Genomic DNA, 20,664 nt, shown 5'->3' with positions numbered 1-20,664 from the left:
CGTTAGATAGCGAAACGCTTGTCTATCGATGAAAGTTTACGTTTACGTAAACTTTCATCGATATGGAGAGGGGAGTCAAGAGGACCTAGGGAAAATACTGATATTTGCTAGCGCAGGTAGGATTTGCTGATGTCCCGGAAGGTATCAGTGCCAGCACGGCGTAACCATTCAAATGCGACCATTTCACGGGTTACGACATGGATGCCACAGTGACGGAAACGTTCCAGTGCGGCCGCACGATCGGCAGGCTTGCGAGAAGAGACGCAGTCCTCGACAACATAGACTTCGCGTGCCTGCTGTTTCAACTCAATGGCGGTTTGCAGTACACATACATGGGTTTCCATGCCGACCAGAATAACCTGATTATGTTTGCCGCTATTGATCACACGGTTGGGTTCGGCATCCGACATGGCTGAAAAATGGATCTTTTCGAGGATGTTTTCCTCGGCAATTAGCTGACGCAGTTGCGGCAGGGTATAGCCCAGTCCTTGAGGGTATTGCTCGGTCGCCAGGACCGGTACTTCAAGGCGGTTGGCAATTTCAATCAGCCAGCGGCAGTTGTCGATGACTTCATCGGCCTGGTGGATCACGGGTGCCATCTTTTCCTGAATATCAATGACGAGCAGGCAGGATTTATCGGGGTGGATCAACATGATTATGTCCTCATCAGGTGCGTGGGGGCAGCTTAGCCCGAACCGGGGCCAGGGTGAATGGTGGCTTGATGAATTGAGCGTTGCAATAAAAACCAGAGGGACGTTTGAGGAAGGGGCAGTCGTTGCCGGTGCGTGACCGGCGAACGGCTGCCTTTGCTACGGAGCGGTTCTAATCAGCTCAGTTCTGGATAGAGGAGTCCTGGTAACGTTGCGGCAGGTACTTGAAATGTTCGGGGCCGAGATCGGTTACGGAGTTAACCCCCATTAAGGCAAGTGAGCGTTCGATTTCAGTCTTTAACAGGGTTAGAGCGCGCTCAACACCTTGCTGGCCACCTGATGCCAGCCCGTAAAGGTACGGACGGCCGATTGAGCAGGCATCGGCACCCTGAGCCAAAGCCTTGATGACATGGGTGCCGCGACGAATACCACCATCCACGATCAACTCCAGTTGGTTGCCAATGACATCCCGGATGGGCGCTATACAGTCAACGGGGGCCGGGGCGCTTTCCAGCTGGCGGCCGCCATGGTTTGACACCATAAGTGCAGTAGCACCGATCTCGACAGCGCGCTGGGCATCTGCCGGCGATTGAATCCCCTTGATAACAAAGGGGCCATCCCACTGTTCGGCGAGCCAGGCGGCATCTTCCCAGGTAACGGTCCGGTCGAACTGGCTGTTCACATAATCAATCAGTGCCATGGCTCCCTTGTCCAGTGCATCGACACGGTGGACCACATTAGCAAGACGGAAGTCGGAATCGCGGGTGAGGTTGTACAGCCACTCGAAACTGGTGCCATAGCTGAAAAAGTTACGCGGCGTGATCTTTGGTGGCATGGTCATGCCGTTATACAAATCACGTTCTCGGTTGCCGGCAAGCGGCGTATCAACCGTCAGGCAAAGGGCCTGGTATCCGCTGGTTTTGCAGCGTTGCACGAACTCACGGGTCAGCTCTCGATCCTTGAGTATGTAGATCTGGAACATCTTGGGCCCGGCTGTCGCAGCGGCGACATCTTCCAGACTGGTGGTGGCCATGGTCGACAGGCTGTAGAGAGTACCGAAATTGTCAGCTGCGCGGCAGGCACCCAGTTCCTTGTCGTGGTGAAAGAGCCGTGACATGCCGGTTGGCGACAGGAAAAAGGGCAGCTCCAGCTCAGTACCCAAAACCCGGGTCTTCAGGTCGATATTATCGACATTGCGCAAATAGTTGGGCATCAGTTCGTAATCATCGAACGCCTCAGTGTTGCGCCGCATGCTCCACTCATCGTCAGCACCGCCGTCAATGTAATGAAACATGGGAGCTGGCAGCTTGCGTTTGGCACGTTTGCGAAGGTCGGCAATATTGTGGCACTGCGACAGTTTGGGCATGGCAATTTCCTTATTGTTTTACGGCGAAGTTTGCGTGTTCAGGCTTTCGGCTACGGCATCGATATGGGCTCTGGCGGCACGGCGGGCAGCAGCCGGCTGGCGCTGGGCTATGGCACGGTAGATACGGCGATGCTGGGTTCGTAGCTGGCTTTTGATTGAAGCCTTGAAATAGAGCTGATCAGATGTATTGAACACAAAGCTCATCATCAGATCGCGAATACTGTTAAGCGCCAGTAGCAGAATAGGGTTGTGGGCGGCTGCGTAGACTGCATGATGAAAGCGCATGTCACGCTCGGCATGGGCAGAGGCGCTGTCTTTTTCCGGCTGTTCCTCGACCAGTGCATGATAGACAGTCGTGAGCTCACGCAGGTCCTCTTCGGTCGCGCGCTGCGCCGCCAGGTACGCAGCTTCTCCTTCGAGTAACCGGCGCACTTCCAGAAGGGATTCAAGTGTTTGCGGATGGTTTTTCAGAAGCTGCTGCAGGGGTGAGCCTGGATCCATCGGCTGTACCTGTGGCTGCATTTCACGAAAATTACAGACGTAATGGCCACTGCCGCGACGCGATTCTATGACGCCTCGAGTGCGCAGGGTCTTCAACGCTTCTCGCAAGGTGTTGCGTGATACATGCAGCTTTTCCACCAGGTGTCGCTCGGATGGGAGGCGGCCGCCTGCCTTGAGCCGGCCATCCAGGATCATGGCTTCTATCTGGCGTGCAACAAGCTCTGGCAGGGACTGGGAGGCGGTCATGGGGGCGAATGTATCCAGGTTAATGGTGAGAAGCGAATCTAGCCATAGTTGTATCTTTGTGGCAATCCAGAAACCAGGTAAGCCCTGATTTACTCTTGTAACTAATTGAATAATTTAATTTAAATCTGAATTTGTGTAGAAGAATTATGCTGAAAACTGGTGGGGCCAATTTTGGGGTTTGATCGTATAGTCCGGTGATCCCGGTGATCCCGGTGATCCCGGTGATCCCGGGGATCACCGGACTGTGTCAGGCTGCTATCAAGACACCCAGAATCTCAGATAGAGATAAGAGCAGGCAAAACTGATCATGACGGCAATGGAAAAGCGACTATACAGTGTCATCAGCTTGCCGGGACGACAGTCCGCAGGCACGAAGTCTGATCGGATTGCCCGGTGGTTCAGGTAGGCGATCAGAGGAGCGGTGATGAAAGCAATGGTGGCCGCCATATCGATCAGGCTTGTCAGTGATGTCATAAAGAACTGATAGGTCAGCGCCGCGCCGGCAGCCATCAACACCAGAGTGCCAATGTAGAAAGGATCAGACTCGGTAAGCTTGTGGTCGTCCTGGTCTTCCGGGATATCCAGCCAGCGACGGTGCAGTGAGGATAGCGCGCGCGGGAAGGCATCCATAATTGCCAACAGGCTGGAATAGATGATTGCCAGGGCGGCAATACCGATCACGGGTCCTGCACTGCTGCCGAATACGGCTTGATAAAGGCTGATGAGCTGAGCCGAAAATGCGGCTGAACCGGATTGCAGTTCTATACCCTTGTCATGCATCAAGCCTGCGCCCAGCAGCATGAAGCACACCGCCAACAGCAGTGTGCCGCCAAAGCTGAGGTTAAAGTCAAAACGACTCTGGGCAAGGGTCGGAGGATGTTCGCTGTTTTCTGCCTTGGCTTTGGCCCAGAGTGATTGCCATACGGACGCATCCAGAGGAACGGGCATCCAGCCGATAAGGGCGGCCACAAACATCAGGCCGACAACATCAAGCTCAGTCGGCAGCCATTGCACGCCTTCACTCCAGGATATCTCCGGTATCACAGTCGCAGTGGCAAAGAGGGTGCACGCCATCATGACCACGACCAATACCTTGGTAACGCGCTCCAGGGTGTTGTAGTGGCCGATCACGAGAATCGCCGAGGTGACAGCAATCAGGCCCAGCGCCATCCAATGTGTCGGGAGTGTAAGGGCGAATACGACCTTGATCAGCCCCGCAGACATCAGGGCCAATGCTGATACTGCGAACAGCAGGGAACTCAGCGTAATAAAGAAATACACGCACAATACCCAGCGACCCTGGCGGCGGTAGGCTTCAAGCAGCGTTACGCCTGTTGCAGGCAGGTAGTCACTGGCAAAACGAAAAGCGGGATATTTGACGGCATTGGCGACAATGACAATCAGCAGGAGCGCAAGGCCGTAGAGCGCCCCGGCTCGGGTCGATTGCACCAGGTGAGAAGTACCTACACTGGTGGCCGCAAACAGCAGACCAGGTCCAAGAACACTGAGGTTGTTTAGCCAGGAGGGTTTAGCCGCTGGTGCGAGCGGCAAGGATGGAGTCCGTTTCATACATAGCTGTCTCTTATAGATTCTTATATGCATCTGAGTCCGTTTCAAGCTGTCAGCGAGGCCCTGAGTTACGGGGACGTACAGCCATGGCTCGATTGCGGCAGCTAAGCTAATTCAGCGCCAGGAGTCCGGCAAGCGATCGGAGATGCTTGAAATTTGTATGATTTTAAATAATTGATTTATAAGGCTTTAATTTCATTTTGCCTTATATCTTTTTGGTAATAACTGGTCCAACCACTTTTGGTTTGGGCGGGGGGGGAGTGTCGGGCTGCAATGAACGGGTATGTAGGAGTTCAAGGCGATCTGGAACAGGCGTGAAGGAAGTACCTGGGTTTGTCTTCGCTGCCTGAGAGGCGCTGGTAAACAGATATAAAAAAGGCAGGCTCTGACGAGCCTGCCATATAAGGGCAAAGTGTTACTCTGGGCTCGTCCTGGGACGTGCCGGATGGGAGTGCAATTGAAATCGTATTTCGACTGCATGCGTTCAGAATAGCATAATCGCCAAAAAGAGATACACTAAATATAATAAATAAATTTATTGTGTATCACATTAGCTGGCTTGCACACTCAGGCTGTGTTAGAAAAGATGCATATAAAAACAACTCTGGAGACCCAACATGAAAGTGTATTCCATCGACGGCATTACCCCGGTGATTGATCCCACCGCCTATGTTCATCCTTCTGCTGTCTTGATTGGTGACGTGATTATTGGTCCGCGCTGCTACGTTGGCCCCGCGGCCTGTCTGCGCGGTGATTTTGGCCGCCTGGTTCTGAAGGAAGGCGCCAATATTCAGGATACCTGTGTCATGCACGGGTTCCCGGGCACCGACACCATTGTGGAAGAGGACGGGCATATCGGCCATGGTGCTGTATTACACGGATGCGTCGTCAAGCGAAATGCACTGGTGGGTATGAATGCGGTGATTATGGATGGTGCGGTTGTGGGTGAGTCATCCATTGTTGCGGCTATGGCGTTTGTAAAAGCGAAGTTTGAGGTTCCGGACCGTTCACTGGTTGCAGGTTCACCGGCTCGGATCATTCGTGAGCTGGGAGAAGAGGAGATTGCCTGGAAATCCAAGGGCACTCAGCAGTACCAGGACCTGGCGGTTCGCAGTCTCAATACCATGCAGGAAGTAGAAGCACTGACCGAAGTGGAGCCGGACCGAAAGCGTTTAAGCTTTGATGACGAAGTCATTCCGCTGTACCAGGCCAAACAGAAGAGTGGCGACGCCTGAAGTCGGTAAGGTCAGGCCCGAGCTGGATGTTCGTTGTCCCGCTCGGGCCAGCTATCAGTTTTCGTCTTCGTGGAACTGGGGCCAATATTGTTTAACGACCGGCCCTTTGGTATCGAAGGCGTGACAGGTATTCAGCATTGGTGGCGGATTATCACCCTTGGCACCAAAATCTTCACGCTTTTCGCGCTCATGGTGAGTGGTCTGGTAGGCCGTCGTCGCCAACACGCCCAGCATTTCCAACAGGTGGGTACACCCTTGTGTGCCACCCAATAGTTCACGCGTCAGTCGGGTGAATCCCGGTGCAATACGGTGCCCGATCAGTCTGCGGAAATTGTCCGCAACCTGAGGGCAGTAACGGAAAGGCGTGTAGTCCATGCATGCCTCAACATCGTGGATGTTGAGATCGTAGTCGATGGTCATGCGCAGTGACATCTTGTGCAGGGGTTCACCGGCAGGAATCAGGCCGTTGTTACGCTCTGCAACCTCAAGATCAAAGCTTTTGATATCGACCAGTTCGCCTTCAATATCCCAAAGGCCATCACTGCGTTTGTAACCGTTGCAGGTTACATGACGGGTATGCAGCAGCTCACGCTGGACAGGAGTTGAAAGAGGCATGGTGTTCTCTCTTGGGCTTCAAGTGGATCAGAGCCCGCCGAAACGCTTGTAAAAGCGGGGCGAAGGTTCTGGCAGGGGGCCATCTGCGGTTTCCTGAGTGTGTGACAGCCATTCATCCGCCTTATTGTAGATCAGGCGGTAGATATTGCGGCACAGCACACGGGCTGAGGTGCCAGCCCAGTCAGCAGGCAGCAGTTTTTCCGGTAATAGCGGGTCCCGCAACAGCAGACGTCGATAGTGGTGAATCAGCAGGGTGCGCAGCTGGAAACACTGTTCGGGCTCCAGCTCGTCGGTCGACTTGATCGCCCGCAGAATCGGTCGGAACCGGTCCAGGAACTGCTGATAGTCTTCAGCCAGTTGCTGCAGGTTCCAGCATTCATGGACCAGCTCTTTCAGCGACTCCGATGTCTGGGTGCCGACCAGCTCAGACTTCATATGGATCACTTCGTTCTGCACACAGAGTTCTTGCAGAGTGTTCGTCAACTCAAGCTCATCGGCCATCGGGTGAGCCATGATGCTGGGGGCGATATTGCCGAACCCCTGCCACTCAAGCTCTTTCTTCAATACCTTGCGCAATTCGTTATCCAGCTGGTTGGCAAGGATCATGTCCCATTTACCATCCCATTCAGGATACAACTTGGCATAGATACGGCGGAAGGCGCTTTCAAAACGGCGGCGACCGGAATCGGTGAGGCTGTAATAGCTGCGTCGACCAATCTGGGTAGACGTTAGCCAGCCATCTTTGGTCAGACGGAAGATTGAGGTGCGCACCAGACGCTGGTTCAGCCCCAGAGGCTCCAGCAAATTGATCAGGCTGCCAAGCCAGACGGTTCCCCCGCGCGGCGCAATGGCATCACCGTAGATGGTGATGATCAGTGAGCCGCCTCGAATAGGACGTTGCTCCTTGAACTCCTGAACGAGCTCTTCGATACAGCGTATTTTTGTCATTGGGGAATTCTGTAACACATTGGCAGCTCTGTAAGACTAGGATTTTAAAGCCAAACGGGGCGCATTCTCAAGTTGGCGCTTAAGCGCGTGATAAAAACTTGCCTGTTTCGGTGTTAATTTTCACCTGTTCACCGGCTTCCAGGTATTCCGGTACCTGCAGTTCCAGGCCGGTGGCAAACCTGGCCGGCTTGGTTCGGCCGGTGGCGCTGGCTGCTTTCATTCCGGGGACAGTTTCAACGATTTCCATAACGACGGTGGCAGGCATTTCGATGGTCAGGATCTCGCCGTCGACCAACAGTGCCATGATGTTGTCCATACCATCCATCAAGTAAGGCAGTTGGGCTTCAATGGCATCCGCGTTCAGCATGTACTGGGAGTAGTCCTCAGTGTCCATGAAGGTATAGAGGTCGTCTTCTTTATACAGGTAAGAGACTTTGCGGCGCTCCAGCAGAGCGTCCTTGATCATGTCATCGCCGGTAAAGCTCTCTTCGTACTTGCCACCACCGGGCAGTTTGTTAAAGCGGATACGATAGAGTGTTTTGGCACCGCGGGCGGTTGGGCTGGAAACATCAATTTGCTGGACCAGCATGTAGTGCCCATTGATTTCGACCAGGTTGCCACGTTTAACATCAGCCGCTTTCGGCATAATGAAGTACTCCATACACAGGTACAGGTTAGAAAAAGGGTATTCTAGGTGAAAACCGGCGGACGGCACAGATTCCAGCATGACTGGTTGTGCCGATGCCTCCGGCGAACGTACACTCGGAGGTATCCAATCTACCCAGGTGAGTATGCGTCATGTCCAGACCATCCCCGCGCTTTCCGGTGAATTGCCTGAAGGCTTACCACGCTCATATCTATTTTGATCAGGACACCTTGCCACGCGTCGAGCAGTTATGTGCCCGCTCTGCGGAAGAGTTCGGTTTAAAAGTCGGGCGTATCCACCAAAAAAACGTAGGTCCGCATACTCGCTGGAGTGTACAGGTTCTGTTTGGCACCCGTGACTTTGATGCGTTTATCCCCTGGCTGGATGAACAGCGGGGTGACCTGAGTGTGCTCGTTCACGGCCTGACCGGTGATGACTACAAGGATCATACCGATCATGCCTATTGGCTGGGCCCGGCCGTTGAGCTGGATCTGTCGATGTTTACACCGACTGAATGATCAGCTGATACGGCGCTTAAGGCCCGTTTCATTGATGATGCGGGTCGCAATTTCTTCAATGGAGAAGTTGGTAGTATTGATGCAATCCACATTTTCCTTGGTAAACAGACGCTCGACCGTACGCACCTCGAAGTCACACTGATCCAGTGACGCGTAACGACTGTTGGCGCGGCGTTCGTGACGAATAGCGGCCAGCTGGAAGGGATCGATGGTCAGACCGTACAGCTTGTGGCGATGCTGCTGCAGAATTTCCGGCAAGCGGTTGGCCTCCATGTCTTCCTCTGTTAGCGGGTAGTTGGCTGCGCGAATACCGAATTGCAGTGCCATATAGAGACAGGTCGGTGTTTTACCGCAACGGGATACACCTACCAGAATAATGTCGGCCTGATTGTATTGACGGGTACGCGCACCATCATCGTTATCCAGCGCAAAGTTGACGGAATCGATACGGTCTTTGTAGCGCTCCATCTCATTGATCGCGTGTGATTTGCCTACGGAGTAGGAGGAGTGGGTTTCCAGCTCTGATTCCAGCGGCTTCAAGAAAGTTGAAAAAACGTCGATTTTGAAGCCGTTACAGCTGGCCAGCAGATCACGTATTTCATCATTGACGATGGTATCGAGTACAATGGGTGGCTTACCGTCTATTTCGCCCTGGCGATTTATACGGTCTACAACCTGTTGCGCTTTTTGGACAGTGTCGACATACGGCAGGGTTATCTTGTCAAATGTAATATCTTCAAACTGCGAAAGCAGGCTGTTCCCCAGGGTTTCAGCCGTAATGCCTGTGCCATCTGAAATAAAGAAAGCCGTGCGTTTCATACCTACCTCGATTGTCGACAACTTGGGTGTTCTCCTGCCATGGCAGGGGGGCTACTTTAGCAGAAAAAAACCGTCCCGTTCTTGTAGTTAAATTACATTTTGGCCAGGCCAAGATTTTTTGATTTATCTGCAGTATTATCCGGCTCTCAGACTGAATAATAAGAATGATCCTTACGTCAAACGGCTCAGACTCAGGAGAACTGGCTTTGCAGGATTATGTACTGCGCCTTGAACAGGCGGGCATGGGAGATGTCGACAAAGTCGGCGGCAAGAATGCATCTTTGGGTGAAATGATTCACCAGCTTAGTGATGCCGGGGTGCGAGTACCCGGCGGTTTTGCCACCACCGCGCTTGCCTATCGTGACTTTCTGGCGCAAAGCGGTCTTGCTGATCGTATCAACAAGGCGCTGGACGAACTGGATGCGGATGATACCCGTGCACTGATTGAAACCGGTAGCCAGATCCGACAGTGGATCATGGATGCCGAATTCCAGCCCGAGCTGGATCAGGCGATCAACGATGCCTGGGCAGAAATGAGCGAGGGCGATGATATTTCCGTTGCCGTACGTTCATCTGCAACCGCAGAAGATTTGCCCGATGCTTCCTTTGCAGGCCAGCAGGAAACCTTCCTGAACATTCGTGGCCTGGAAAATGTAAAACACGCCATCAAGGAAGTGTTTGCATCCCTCTACAACGACCGCGCCATTTCCTATCGTGTGCACAAGGGCTTTACCCACGCCGAAGTTGCCCTGTCTGCCGGCATTCAGCGCATGGTGCGTTCTGAAACCGGCTCTTCCGGTGTCATGTTCACCATGGATACCGAATCAGGTTTCAACCATGTGGTGTTCATTACCTCCGCTTACGGCCTGGGTGAAACCGTGGTGCAGGGTTCCGTAAACCCGGACGAATTTTACGTTTACAAGCCGACTCTGGCGCAGGGCGCCCCGGCTATTTTGCGCCGTACCCTGGGCTCCAAAGCGATCAAAATGGTCTACACCGAAGACGGCAGTGCCGGCAATGCGGTTGAGACCGTTGATGTCGCCAAGGCTGATCGCAACCAGTTCTCCATCAGTGATGCTGATGTAGAAGAGCTGGCGCGCATCGCTGTGATCATCGAGAAACATTACGGCCGTCCGATGGATATCGAGTGGGCCAAAGATGGTGATGACGGCTTGCTGTACGTGGTTCAGGCGCGTCCTGAAACCGTTCAGAGCCAGAGCAAGGGTACCGTGATTGAGCGCTACCTGCTGAAAGAGAAGGGCAAGGAACTGGTTGAAGGTCGTTCCATTGGCCATCGTATCGGCTCTGGCCCGGTACGTGTGGTCAGCGGTCTGGATCAGATGCACGAAGTCCAGCCGGGTGATGTGCTGGTAACCGATATGACTGACCCGGACTGGGAACCGGTCATGAAGCGTGCTGCTGCCATTGTTACCAACCGCGGTGGACGTACTTGCCACGCGGCTATTATTGCCCGTGAGTTGGGTATTCCGGCGATTGTCGGCTGCGGCGATGCCACCGAAAAGCTGAACGATGGCCAGCTGGTCACCGTATCCTGCGCCGAAGGTGATACGGGTCGCGTCTATCAAGGCGAGCTGGCGTTCGAGCATCAGAGCAACAGTGTTGAATCCATGCCGAGCCTGCCGTTCGAAATCATGATGAACGTAGGTAACCCGGATCGCGCGTTTGACTTCCAGTCCCTGCCCAATGCCGGTGTTGGTCTGGCGCGCTTGGAATTCATCATCAACCGCATGATCGGTGTGCACCCCAAAGCGCTGCTGAACTTTGATGATCAGCCGCGTGACACCAAGCAGGTGATCGAACGCCGTATCGGTGGTTATGCATCTCCGGTCGATTTCTATGTCGACAAGCTGGTGGAAGGTATCTCTACGCTGGCGGCTGCCTTCTATCCGAAGAAGGTGATCGTGCGCATGTCTGACTTCAAGTCAAACGAGTACGGACACCTGATCGGTGGTGATCGTTACGAGCCGAGCGAAGAGAACCCCATGCTGGGCTTCCGTGGTGCGGCGCGCTACATCTCCGATAACTTCCGTGACTGCTTCGAGCTGGAATGCCGCGCCATCAAGCGCGTGCGTGACGAAATGAAGCTGACCAATGTGGAAGTGATGATGCCGTTCGTCCGTACCCCGGGCGAAGCCAAGCAGGTCGTTGAACTGCTGGCGGATAACGGTCTCAAGCGTGGTGAAAATGGTCTGCGTCTCATCATGATGTGTGAGATTCCGTCCAACGCACTGCTGGCAGACCAGTTCCTGGAATACTTCGATGGTTTCTCCATCGGTTCCAACGACCTGACGCAGCTGACATTGGGTCTGGACCGGGACTCCGGCATTATTGCCCACCTGTTTGATGAGCGTAATGAAGCGGTCAAACGCCTGCTGGCAATGGCGATTGAGGCCTGCCGCAAGCAGGGCAAATACGTCGGTATTTGCGGTCAGGGCCCGTCTGATCATCCTGATCTGGCGCGCTGGCTAATGGAGCAGGGGATCAACAGCGTTTCCCTGAACCCGGATTCGGTTCTGGATACCTGGTTCTTCCTGGCCAACGAAGAAAAGGCCTGATCGAGTGAACCATGCGCATGGCCCGATAGCGGGCCATGCCTTCCCCTTCTTGAATAACAGTCTTCTGCCTCTTTCCTCTTGCTCGATACCGCTGACTAAGACCACGTCGGTTTATCCTTGTCTCTTGCGTACAATCACTCGACCTAAGACGACTTCTTTAATTGTTCCAAAGCAACTAATATAACTTTCAAGTCGGCATGGGGTTCCCCACCCTCTGTGAAAATGGAAGTCATAGTGTGTCCATACGCCGGCATGGTCGTATCTCGGGATGCAGGATTGAGCATGACTTCCAGTAACAAACGCAAACCCAAACCACTGACTGCTGACACTCAGGCCTCAAGCCGGAGTGAGGATTTGATACGTAGTTTGGAACATCTGGTGTTCAACTCGACCGAGGGTGTCCTGCAAGACCTGCTGGATGCCATACCTGATCTTGTCTGGCTGAAAGACAACGACGGTGTTTACCTGTTTTGCAATGCCGCTTTTGAGCGTTTTTTCGGCGCTTCCCGCCAGCAGATTCTGGGGAAAACGGACTATGACTTTGTCGACTCCGAGCTGGCAGACTTCTTCCGTAAACACGACCTGAGCTCCGTCGCCAATGGTAAAGCCAGCATCAATGAGGAATGGCTGACCTTTGCCAGCAATGGCTATATCGGTCTGTTTGAAACCATCAAATCGCCTTTAAGAGACGCAGAGGGGCAACGTTTGGGCGTCCTCGGGGTTGCCCGTGATATCTCCAAGCTGAATACCGTCAGGGAGTCGCTGCGGGAACGCCAGAGCATGCTGGAGACCATTGTTAATCTGGCTGGCAATGCCATTGTTCTGGTCGATCCCGAGACGGGCGGTATGCTGGAATTCAATGAAGCCGCCTACCGGAACCTTGGCTATAGCCGAGATGAGTTTTCCGAGCTGACCATATTCGATCTTGATGAGCTGACGGAGATTCAGGTCCGCAAAAAATTTGATCGCATCCTCGAAGCCGGCAAGTTGAGTTTTGAAACGCGTCACCGACATCGTGACGGTCATTATCGTAACGTTGTGGTCAGTACCAGTGTGATCGAGCTGCAAGGCCGTGCCTATATCGAGTCTTCCTGGACTGATATCAGTGAAATCAGGCAAGCAGAACAGGCGCTGCGCATTCGAGAGTGTGAGCTTGCACGAGCTCAGCAGGTTGCCAGAATTGGCAGCTGGTCTCTGAATGCGGAAACTGGCGAGTTGAGGTGGTCAGATGAAACCTATCGGATCTTCGGGATTCCAGTCGGGCAGCCTATCGACTACGCCGGCTTTATAGCGCGTGTTCATCCTGAGGATGTCGCTGAGGTGCGTGATGCCTGGTCAAATGCGATGCAGGGTGCACCTTATGATATCCGCCACCGCATCATTGTAGATGGGGAAACCCGATGGGTTCATGAGCAGGCAGAGCTGGAGACCGAGCACGAAGGGCAACTGTTCAAGGGAGTGGGCACAGTACAGGATATAACGGAGTCCTGGCGCGACCACCTGCTGCAGGAAACCAGCAACGCTACCTTGCACAGTCTGGCGCAGGGGAATTCACTGTCAGCTGTTTTAACAACACTGGCCACCGGTCTGGAAAGTATCAATCCGGAGATGTTTGCCAGTATTTTCCTGCTTGAACCTGGCGGGGCAGGATTGACCCTGGGCGCTGCGCCCCGATTAAACCCCGGCTTCGCCCAGGCCCTGGCCTCATTGGGCATGGAAAGGGTGCCCGCCATGTTCAAGGCGGCTATAAACAATGTCCAAACATCAGTACTCGATGATATTACCCAGGCTCAGGATTGGGTGGAGTTATTGGGGCTGGTCAAGGCGGCGGGGTTCCGTTCATGCTGGTGCCGGCCCGTATTGTCTAAAGAAGGGCAGGTGCTGGGCGTGTTCGCGGTCTTCTATCAGCGCCCCGGGTTGTCTTTGACCGCTGACCAGGTGCTGGTGGAATCGCTGGCAGGTTTGACGACCCAGGTGATAGAGCAGACGCGGGTACAGGATGCATTGCACCTTTCTTCCCGCGTCATTGAGTACAGTCACAGTGCCATTACGGTTACGGACGCTCAGGGCTACATTATCGCAACCAACCCGGCCTTCACACAGTTGAGTGGTTACACCCAGGACGAAGTGATCGGGCGTAAACCGGACGTGCTGCGCTCGGGGCTTCAATCCGAAACCCTTAACGATTCCTTCTGGAAGGCCCTTGAGGAAGACGGCTATTGGCGGGGTGAAATCTGGAGCCGACGCAAGGATGGCAGCCGCTACCTGCAATGGCTGACGGCCAGTGCCGTGCGTGATTCCAAAGGTGCCATTACCCACTTTATCGGCATTTCAGATGACATCACTGAAAACAAGGAAGCGATGGAGCGTATCGACTTCCTCGCCTACCACGACCCCTTGACCGAGCTGCCTAACCGCCAGTTGGCGCGAGACCGTATGGAGCAGGAACTGACCCGTGCCAAACGGGAAGTTGATGCCCGCTTTGCCTTGTTATTTGTAGACCTGGACCAGTTCAAATCGATCAATGATGCGCTTGGTCATACTCAGGGCGATGACCTGATCCGTGCGGCGGCTGAACGTCTGGTGGAAACCGTTCGCGAAACCGATACCGTGAGTCGTCAGGGCGGTGACGAGTTTCTGATCATGCTCACGGGCGACATAGAGATGCACGCCGTGTCGTCCATTTGTACCAAGGTGTTGTCGGCCATGGCGCGGCCATTCGATTTGGCGGGGCAAAGGGTATCAATCTCGGCTTCCATTGGTGTCGCCATGTACCCCGATGATGGCACCTGCTTTGACAGCTTGATGAAAAAGGCCGATATGGCCATGTACAGTGCCAAGGAAGCCGGGCGTAATGCCTACCGGTTCTTTACCAACAAGATGAATGTGGACGTGATGGATCGAATCATGGTCCGTAATAGCCTGCTCCGAGCGTTGGAACGTCGCGAGTTCGTCTTGCATTATCAGCCACAGCTGGACATAAAAAGTGGTCACATCGTTGGGGTAGAGGCTCTGATCCGTTGGGAAAACCCTGACATTGGTATTGTCCCGCCGGACCGATTTATTCCTGTGGCAGAAAGCAGTGGTTTGATCGTGGAAATTGGTCGTCGGGTGTTGCAGGAAGCCTGTCGCCAGCTGAAGGCCTGGCAAGAAGAATTTGGCCTCGCTGACTTTGTCATGGCGGTCAATATATCGGCTCTCCAGTTTACCCGGGGTGACCTCTATGAGGCCGTTTCATCGGCGATACGTGAATCAGGCATAGATGCCTCCAATCTTGAGCTGGAACTCACGGAGTCCATATTGCTTAAAGAAGCCGACCAGGCACTGGAAGTCATGAGTCGGTTGCGCAAGCTGGGTGTTAAAATGTCTATCGATGACTTCGGCACCGGTTATTCGAGCATGGCTTATCTGAAGCGGCTCTCGGTTGATAAACTCAAGATTGATCGGTCATTTGTAAAAGACATCGATGTGGACAGTGAAGATGCTGCTATTGCTCATGCTGTCATTTCGCTGGGCCATATACTGGGGCTGACTATCATTGCAGAGGGTGTCGAGAATGAAGCGCAGCTGGCATTTCTGCACGCGCACGGCTGCGATCAATATCAAGGCTACTATTACTCGCGTCCGCTCCCGGCAGCTGAGTGTGGCAGGCTGTTAAGCAAGAACTAGAGGGTGACCGGTCAGGGAAACCAGTCCACTGACGTTATGCAAATTTGAATACAAGGAAGTATTCATGGCTATTCCACGACATCGTTTGTACACGAATAGTGACGTACTGAGAGATAGCAAATGATGAAGTCTCTCATGCGTGTACTCATGGTATGGGCTTTGCTGGTTGTCGCGTTCTCCCTTGCGTTTTTAGTCATTGATGGTGGCTCCGACTCGTACCAATGGCTTAACCAGTTAATAGCTCGACTAAACATCAGCGCCATTGTCACCGCTCCGGTCGCGATACTGGTTTGGTTGTTTGGACTCAGAAGTGCCCGGCGAGAAAGGGACAGGCAAAAAATACAGGCGCTGATTGAGCAGCCGTTTCCTCAAGGGGAGGTGGTGTTTTCCTATCTGCACAATAGCCGGCGTGCAGTTTTGGCACTGATTGTGTTGTGTCCGGTTATTCTGCTGCTTGGCGTTAAACTTCATGAGTGGTCCCGGCTGGATCAGGTCGAGGTCGGTCTCTGGCTGATGTTGGCCCTTATGTTTCTCACCTTGCTGCCAACCCTGTGGCGAGCACTGGTAAATCTGCGAGTTGCCCTGAGCGGTGGTTTCACTGTGAGGGTTGGGGGTGAATACGTTCAACTACCGGTATACAAGCACCTGAAGTATCACAGGGCATCGGTTCCACTGGCGGGACTTACATTTGTCAGTATTATGGGGAAAAGAACCGGCGTGCGTAGCCTCTGCTTCGGCAGCAGCAGAGACCGTTACGTGCTCGAGGAAAGGCATTCAAATGAGGTGGACTTCATGCGAATGTACAGACTCATTCGCCAGCGTGCGCTTGAGATCAAAAAGCAGCAAAACAACGCCCATAAATCGATTACCCAGGGCGATACATGAGCGGAGAGTGATAATGGCAGATACCAGGGTCATAGACTTTGCCACGGCCGGCAGCAAGCACCGTGAAAAGCGCGAGCATGAGGAAAAGGAGGGGCGTGCCGAGGCCATGCGTGATCGGTTTGCCAAGGCATTACCTGATAAGCCTCGCCCGGTAAAAGATTATTTTAAAAGGAAAAAGGCCAGCAAAAAGCGGTAAGAGGGTGAATAAAGCGCTCGTGGACACCGCGGTCGGAAGATTACTCAGGTATACTGTACAGGGCATCCGTTGGATGCCTTTTTTATTGGCGCATCAGCGCGAGAGACAGTGATCGGGGTGTTAAATGGTTGAAACCGGGCAGCTCAACAAGCTCAAGGTAATTCGTGAAGTCGATTTTGGTGTCTATCTGGAAGGTGGCAGCGAGGGCGGTATTCTATTGCCCAAGTCTGAAGTACCTGAGGGGACGCGCCTGGGCGACAGCTTGCAGGTATTTGTCTACCTGGATACCAATGACATGCCGATCGCGACCACTAAGCGACCGCGGGCCCAGGTGGGTCGGTTTGCCAATCTGAAAGTGGCGGAAGTGAATGAGGTCGGGGCTTTTCTGGACTGGGGCCTGCCCAAGGATCTGTTTCTGCCTTACAACGAGCAGACCCGTCGCCTGGCTCAGGGCGATTACGTCACGGTATTCCTCTATCTGGACAATACCGGACGCATTGCGGCAACCACCAAGCTGGAAAAACACTTTGACCCTGAAGTGACTTACGAGCAGGCACAGCTGATTGAAATGCTGGTATGGCGCCGTACCGATATCGGTTATCTGGTGATTATCGATAACTGCACCTCTGGCCTTTTGCACCAGCAGGATATTCATCGTCCAGTACGTGTTGGGCAGAAGCTGTCGGGCTTTATCAAGCAGGTGCGTGAAGATGGCAAAATCACGGTAATGCTGGAAAAGCCGGGGTACGGGCGTGTTGACCCTCTGGCACAGCAAATTTTGCAGTATCTGGAAGCCCGTGAGGGTTTCTGTGCGCTGGGAGACAAGAGTGACCCTGCTGCCATTAAGGAAACCTTTGGTGTCAGTAAAAAGGCCTACAAGATGGCGCTGGGTCAGCTGATGAAAGCCGGTCGAATTCGTCAGGACGAGCAGGGTATCTATCTGAACACCTGATTTATTTACATCCCCTTCGCGATTTAAGTTTCATTTAAGTCCGCTTCTCTATTCTGGCTCCTGTCAATCAACACAGGAGTCAGATCGATGAAAACACTGCTTACCTCTCTGCTGCTTTCCACCGCCGTAATCGCTTCACCGGCCTTTGCGGGTGACAAATGCGATGTCCCTAAAGATGAGTGGCAGTCTGAGCAGGCCTTCCGTGATGCCGTGGCGGCCAAGGGCTGGGAAATCAAGAAATTCAAAATTGACGATGGCTGCTACGAAATTTACGGCTACGACGAGAAAGACCGCCGCGTAGAAGCGTACTTCGATCCCAAGAGTTTCGATATTGTAAAAATGGAACTCGAGGACTAAGGAGGTTGCCATGGTCACCGTAAAAGTCTGGGACCCGTTGGTCCGTGTGTTTCACTGGTCGCTGGTGATCTGTTTTACGGTGGCCTGGATCAGCGCTGATGAATGGCAGGATCTGCATGAAGTGATGGGCTACATTACGGCAGGTCTGGTCGCTTTCCGCATTATCTGGGGGCTTACGGGTCCCCGCTATGCGCGCTTTACGCAATTTGTCCGCTCACCCGGGCGTGTTTTCAGTTACCTGCAGGATATCCGCAAGGGGCGTGAAACCCGTCATATCGGTCATAATCCGGCCGGGGGCATGATGGTCGTTGCTCTGCTTGTGTCTCTGTGTGCGCTGACGCTCAGTGGCTGGCTGGGGACCGATATCTTCTGGGGTGAGTCCTGGGTCGAAGAGGTTCATGAAAGTGCCGGGAATCTGGTGCTGCTGCTGGTCGTGTTACACCTGGGCGGTGTATTCTGGGCCAGTTTCAAACATGACGAAAACCTGCCGCGTGCCATGATCACCGGGCGTAAACGCCCCGCAAGCGGCACGGACCAGGAATAGCGGCAACAATATCAAGGGAGGTATACGTGAGTAGATTCACCAGACATTTATCAGTGCTGGCGTTGAGTTCTGGCTTGCTGTTCTCCCTTGCTGCATCAGCCAGTCGTGATCTCGATCAGGACGAAGTCATGCAGCTGGTTCGGGAGGGCAAAATACGTCCGCTGACCGAGTTGATGGCTCTCAACCCTGACCGGTTCTCGGGCCACCTTCTGGATGTGGAGGTGGAATATGAAAATGGCCGACTGGTGTATGAGATTGAGATACTGGATGACGCTGGTAATGTCAGGGAGTTCTACCTTGATCCGGTCACCGGTGCGATTCTGAAGGAAGAGATTGAGGATGACTGAACATGCGCGTGTTGCTGGTCGAGGATGACAATGCACTGGTAAACCGGTTAAAGCCTGAGCTGAAGAGTGCAGGCTTTGCAGTTGAAGTTTCAGTAGATGGCGTAGATGCCGAGTTCATGGGGCTGGAAGAAGCCTTTGATGTCATCGTGCTGGATCTTGGCCTACCGAAAAAACCGGGCATGCAGGTATTGCAGAGCTGGCGTAGCGCCGGTTGTACCACTCCGGTGCTTATTCTCACGGCCCGTGATGCCTGGCACGAACGAGTCGATGGGCTTAAGGCCGGTGCGGATGACTATTTGGGCAAGCCCTTCCATACGGAAGAGTTGCTGGCCCGGCTGGAAGCACTGGTGCGACGCCAGCACGGCCATGCCAGCAGTTTGCTGGAAGTAGCCGGTTTGCAATTGGATTCTGATCGACAAACGGTCCTGGATGCGCAGGGGCAACAGCATCAACTGACAGGAGTTGAGTTCCGTCTGTTGCGATACCTGATGCTTAATCCTGACCGTATCCTGTCGAAAACACAGCTCAGCGAACACGTCTATGAAGAAGATCAGTTGCGTGACAGCAATGTCATAGAGGTTTATATCAATCGCCTGCGCCAGTATCTGGGCAAGAACGTGATCCTGACCCGCCGCGGCCAGGGCTATAGCTTGCCTTCAACCCCCGCTGCGACGCATTAACATGCCGAACTCTCAACGCTCACTTGAGTGGCGGATTCGACGCCAACTGCTGTTCAGCCTGTTGTTAATGTTGTGTGGCTTGATGCTGGTCGTGCATTTTGGTGTTACCCATTTGACCCGATCCTTTGTTGTCAGTCGTTTGGAAACGGATGCCGAAAGCCTGATAGCAGCACTCTCTCGGGAGGCGAATGGGCAGTGGCAGCTGAGCGAAGGCGCCATCATGCAAGCTTATCAGCGCGTTCAGTCAGGACATTATTATCGCCTCAAAGCGGACGAAGTTGATCTGCGCTCAAGGTCGCTGTGGGATCTGGATCCCGAAGTCGAATTGCAGGCACCGGGAGAATCCAGAGTGGCGGAATCCAGTCCCCTGCAGAGTCAGCACTGGCTGGCGCTGGAACAGGGCTTCACGCGCGGGGGTACCCGTTTTACCCTCTGGGTGGCTCAGGATATAGCCGAGCTTAAGCATGATCAGGAACAGCTGGCAGTCTGGTTAATTGTGCTGGTTGGCCTGAGTGTCCCCCTTGTGCTGTTACAGCAACGCCGAGTACTCAAGCGAGGTTTTCAACGGCTGGAACCCTTGCGCCAGGCATTGGCTCGGCAGCAGGCGGGCGAGGATATCGACTTGCCGGCTGATGTGCCCAGGGAAGTGGAGCCGCTGGTAACCAGTATCACGCAACTGCTACATCAATCAGGTCAGCAGATTAGCCGTTCACGCATGGCGCTGGGCAATCTTGCCCATGAACTCAAACGGCCGCTGCAGCAATTGCAGTGGTTGGCAGATCAGCATCCGGACCCTGAGCAGAAGCAGCAATTGATGTTGCTATATGAGGAGCTCTATCAGCGTATTGAGCGTGAGCTGAGGCGAGCACGCATTGCCGGCGCGCCAGGGCCCGGGCGTCACTTCAATCCAAAGGAAGAAATTACGCATCTGGTGCAGCTGCTGCAGCGTATTGGTCGCGATGATATCCGGTTTCAGTCTGAGTTACCCCAGGGCACCATGCCGTTTGACCGTGACGACATGCTGGAATTGCTGGGCAATCTGCTGGATAACGCCTGGCGACACGCCACCCATTGTGTGTCCTTGCAAATCCTGCCGCCGTCGCCCGATATCGATGCCTGGTGCCTGATCATCAGTGATGACGGAGCCGGAGTATCGGAGGAAGCCATGCAGCGCATGTCGCTGCGCGGGGTACGGATAGACGAGCAAAGCGGAGAGGGCAGCGGACTGGGATTGTCGATCTGTTCCGCTATCGTGGAGAGTTATGCTGGCAGCCTGACATTTGGCCATGCGCAGGAAGGCGGCCTTCAGGTCAGCATTCAACTTAGATAATGACAGATCTGTTAT

The 20,664-nt window shown here is 53.8% G+C and carries 20 protein-coding genes; 12 read left to right on the top strand and 8 right to left on the bottom strand.

All coding sequences use genetic code 11. The features are described from left to right. Nucleotides 1-107 precede the first annotated feature (107 nt). The 4 genes from BW956_RS09080 to BW956_RS09065 all read right to left on the bottom strand — a co-directional run bounded on the left by BW956_RS09080 (nt 108) and on the right by BW956_RS09065 (nt 4,332). On the bottom strand, nt 108-653 hold the full coding sequence (locus tag BW956_RS09080; protein WP_076462480.1) for a hydrolase: 546 nt from the start codon (nt 651-653) through the stop codon (nt 108-110). A gap of 178 nt (nt 654-831) precedes the next feature. After that, entirely contained in the window at nt 832-2,016 is a 1,185-nt protein-coding gene (locus tag BW956_RS09075; protein WP_076462479.1) for an alpha-hydroxy acid oxidase, read from the bottom strand. 18 nt (nt 2,017-2,034) lie between these two features. Further along, entirely contained in the window at nt 2,035-2,763 is a 729-nt protein-coding gene (locus tag BW956_RS09070) for a FadR/GntR family transcriptional regulator (protein WP_010323971.1), read from the bottom strand. A gap of 258 nt (nt 2,764-3,021) precedes the next feature. Next, complete coding sequence (locus BW956_RS09065; RefSeq protein WP_139327155.1) at nt 3,022-4,332, bottom strand: Nramp family divalent metal transporter; 1,311 nt, start codon at nt 4,330-4,332, stop codon at nt 3,022-3,024. 617 nt (nt 4,333-4,949) lie between these two features. Between BW956_RS09065 and paaY the strand changes: the two genes are divergently transcribed. Next, nucleotides 4,950-5,567, top strand: coding sequence for a phenylacetic acid degradation protein PaaY (gene paaY, locus BW956_RS09060; protein WP_076462477.1), 618 nt, complete (start codon nt 4,950-4,952; stop codon nt 5,565-5,567). 54 nt (nt 5,568-5,621) lie between these two features. On the opposite strand, the gene BW956_RS09055 is transcribed toward paaY, so the two are convergent. From BW956_RS09055 to efpL, 3 genes are all read right to left on the bottom strand, one after another. After that, complete coding sequence (locus BW956_RS09055; protein WP_010323974.1) at nt 5,622-6,182, bottom strand: DUF2889 domain-containing protein; 561 nt, start codon at nt 6,180-6,182, stop codon at nt 5,622-5,624. A 27-nt stretch (nt 6,183-6,209) separates the two neighbouring features. Further along, the gene (gene paaX / locus BW956_RS09050; protein ID WP_076462476.1) at nt 6,210-7,130 is read right to left on the bottom strand and encodes a phenylacetic acid degradation operon negative regulatory protein PaaX; all 921 of its coding nucleotides are present in this window, start codon (nt 7,128-7,130) and stop codon (nt 6,210-6,212) included. 79 nt (nt 7,131-7,209) lie between these two features. Next, entirely contained in the window at nt 7,210-7,776 is a 567-nt protein-coding gene (efpL, locus tag BW956_RS09045) for an elongation factor P-like protein EfpL (protein ID WP_076462638.1), read from the bottom strand. A 152-nt stretch (nt 7,777-7,928) separates the two neighbouring features. Here efpL and BW956_RS09040 point away from each other — a divergent pair, with 152 nt between their 5' ends. Then, entirely contained in the window at nt 7,929-8,294 is a 366-nt protein-coding gene (locus BW956_RS09040) for a DOPA 4,5-dioxygenase family protein (protein ID WP_076462475.1), read from the top strand. On the opposite strand, the gene ppsR is transcribed toward BW956_RS09040, so the two are convergent. After that, the gene (gene ppsR / locus BW956_RS09035; protein WP_076462474.1) at nt 8,295-9,113 is read right to left on the bottom strand and encodes a posphoenolpyruvate synthetase regulatory kinase/phosphorylase PpsR; all 819 of its coding nucleotides are present in this window, start codon (nt 9,111-9,113) and stop codon (nt 8,295-8,297) included. It abuts the gene before it with no gap. Nucleotides 9,114-9,319: 206 nt separating this feature from the next. On the opposite strand from ppsR, the gene ppsA reads away from it, so the two are divergent. From ppsA to BW956_RS08985, 10 genes are all read left to right on the top strand, one after another. Next, on the top strand, nt 9,320-11,689 hold the full coding sequence (ppsA, locus tag BW956_RS09030) for a phosphoenolpyruvate synthase (RefSeq protein WP_076462473.1): 2,370 nt from the start codon (nt 9,320-9,322) through the stop codon (nt 11,687-11,689). Between the two features lie 282 nt (nt 11,690-11,971). Continuing rightward, nucleotides 11,972-15,358, top strand: coding sequence for an EAL domain-containing protein (locus tag BW956_RS09025; RefSeq protein WP_076462472.1), 3,387 nt, complete (start codon nt 11,972-11,974; stop codon nt 15,356-15,358). Between the two features lie 120 nt (nt 15,359-15,478). After that, nucleotides 15,479-16,243 (top strand): hypothetical protein, encoded by a 765-nt coding sequence (locus tag BW956_RS09020; protein ID WP_076462471.1) that lies wholly within the window; start codon nt 15,479-15,481, stop codon nt 16,241-16,243. Nucleotides 16,244-16,256: 13 nt separating this feature from the next. Further along, nucleotides 16,257-16,439: a tRNA (uracil-5-)-methyltransferase gene (locus BW956_RS09015; protein ID WP_076462470.1), complete on the top strand. Its 183-nt coding sequence runs from the start codon at nt 16,257-16,259 to the stop codon at nt 16,437-16,439. Between the two features lie 124 nt (nt 16,440-16,563). Beyond that, nucleotides 16,564-17,391, top strand: a complete 828-nt coding sequence (locus tag BW956_RS09010; protein WP_076462469.1) for a CvfB family protein — start codon at nt 16,564-16,566, stop codon at nt 17,389-17,391. Nucleotides 17,392-17,478: 87 nt separating this feature from the next. Beyond that, a complete protein-coding gene (locus tag BW956_RS09005; RefSeq protein WP_076462468.1) occupies nt 17,479-17,748 on the top strand; it encodes a PepSY domain-containing protein in 270 nt (89 codons plus the stop codon). Between the two features lie 10 nt (nt 17,749-17,758). Further along, on the top strand, nt 17,759-18,292 hold the full coding sequence (locus tag BW956_RS09000; protein WP_076462467.1) for a cytochrome b/b6 domain-containing protein: 534 nt from the start codon (nt 17,759-17,761) through the stop codon (nt 18,290-18,292). Between the two features lie 26 nt (nt 18,293-18,318). Then, on the top strand, nt 18,319-18,639 hold the full coding sequence (locus tag BW956_RS08995) for a PepSY domain-containing protein (protein ID WP_237708656.1): 321 nt from the start codon (nt 18,319-18,321) through the stop codon (nt 18,637-18,639). A gap of 2 nt (nt 18,640-18,641) precedes the next feature. Continuing rightward, nucleotides 18,642-19,319, top strand: a complete 678-nt coding sequence (locus BW956_RS08990) for a response regulator transcription factor (RefSeq protein WP_076462466.1) — start codon at nt 18,642-18,644, stop codon at nt 19,317-19,319. A 1-nt stretch (nt 19,320) separates the two neighbouring features. Beyond that, nucleotides 19,321-20,649, top strand: coding sequence for a sensor histidine kinase (locus tag BW956_RS08985; protein ID WP_076462465.1), 1,329 nt, complete (start codon nt 19,321-19,323; stop codon nt 20,647-20,649). Nucleotides 20,650-20,664 lie beyond the last annotated feature (15 nt).

It is taken from the genome of Marinobacterium stanieri (assembly GCF_900155945.1).
In the GTDB taxonomy this organism is placed as follows: Bacteria; Pseudomonadota; Gammaproteobacteria; order Pseudomonadales; family Balneatricaceae; genus Marinobacterium; species Marinobacterium stanieri.
Note: the sequence above shows the minus strand (reverse complement) of the source record. Positions and strands in the feature narration are given on the sequence as shown.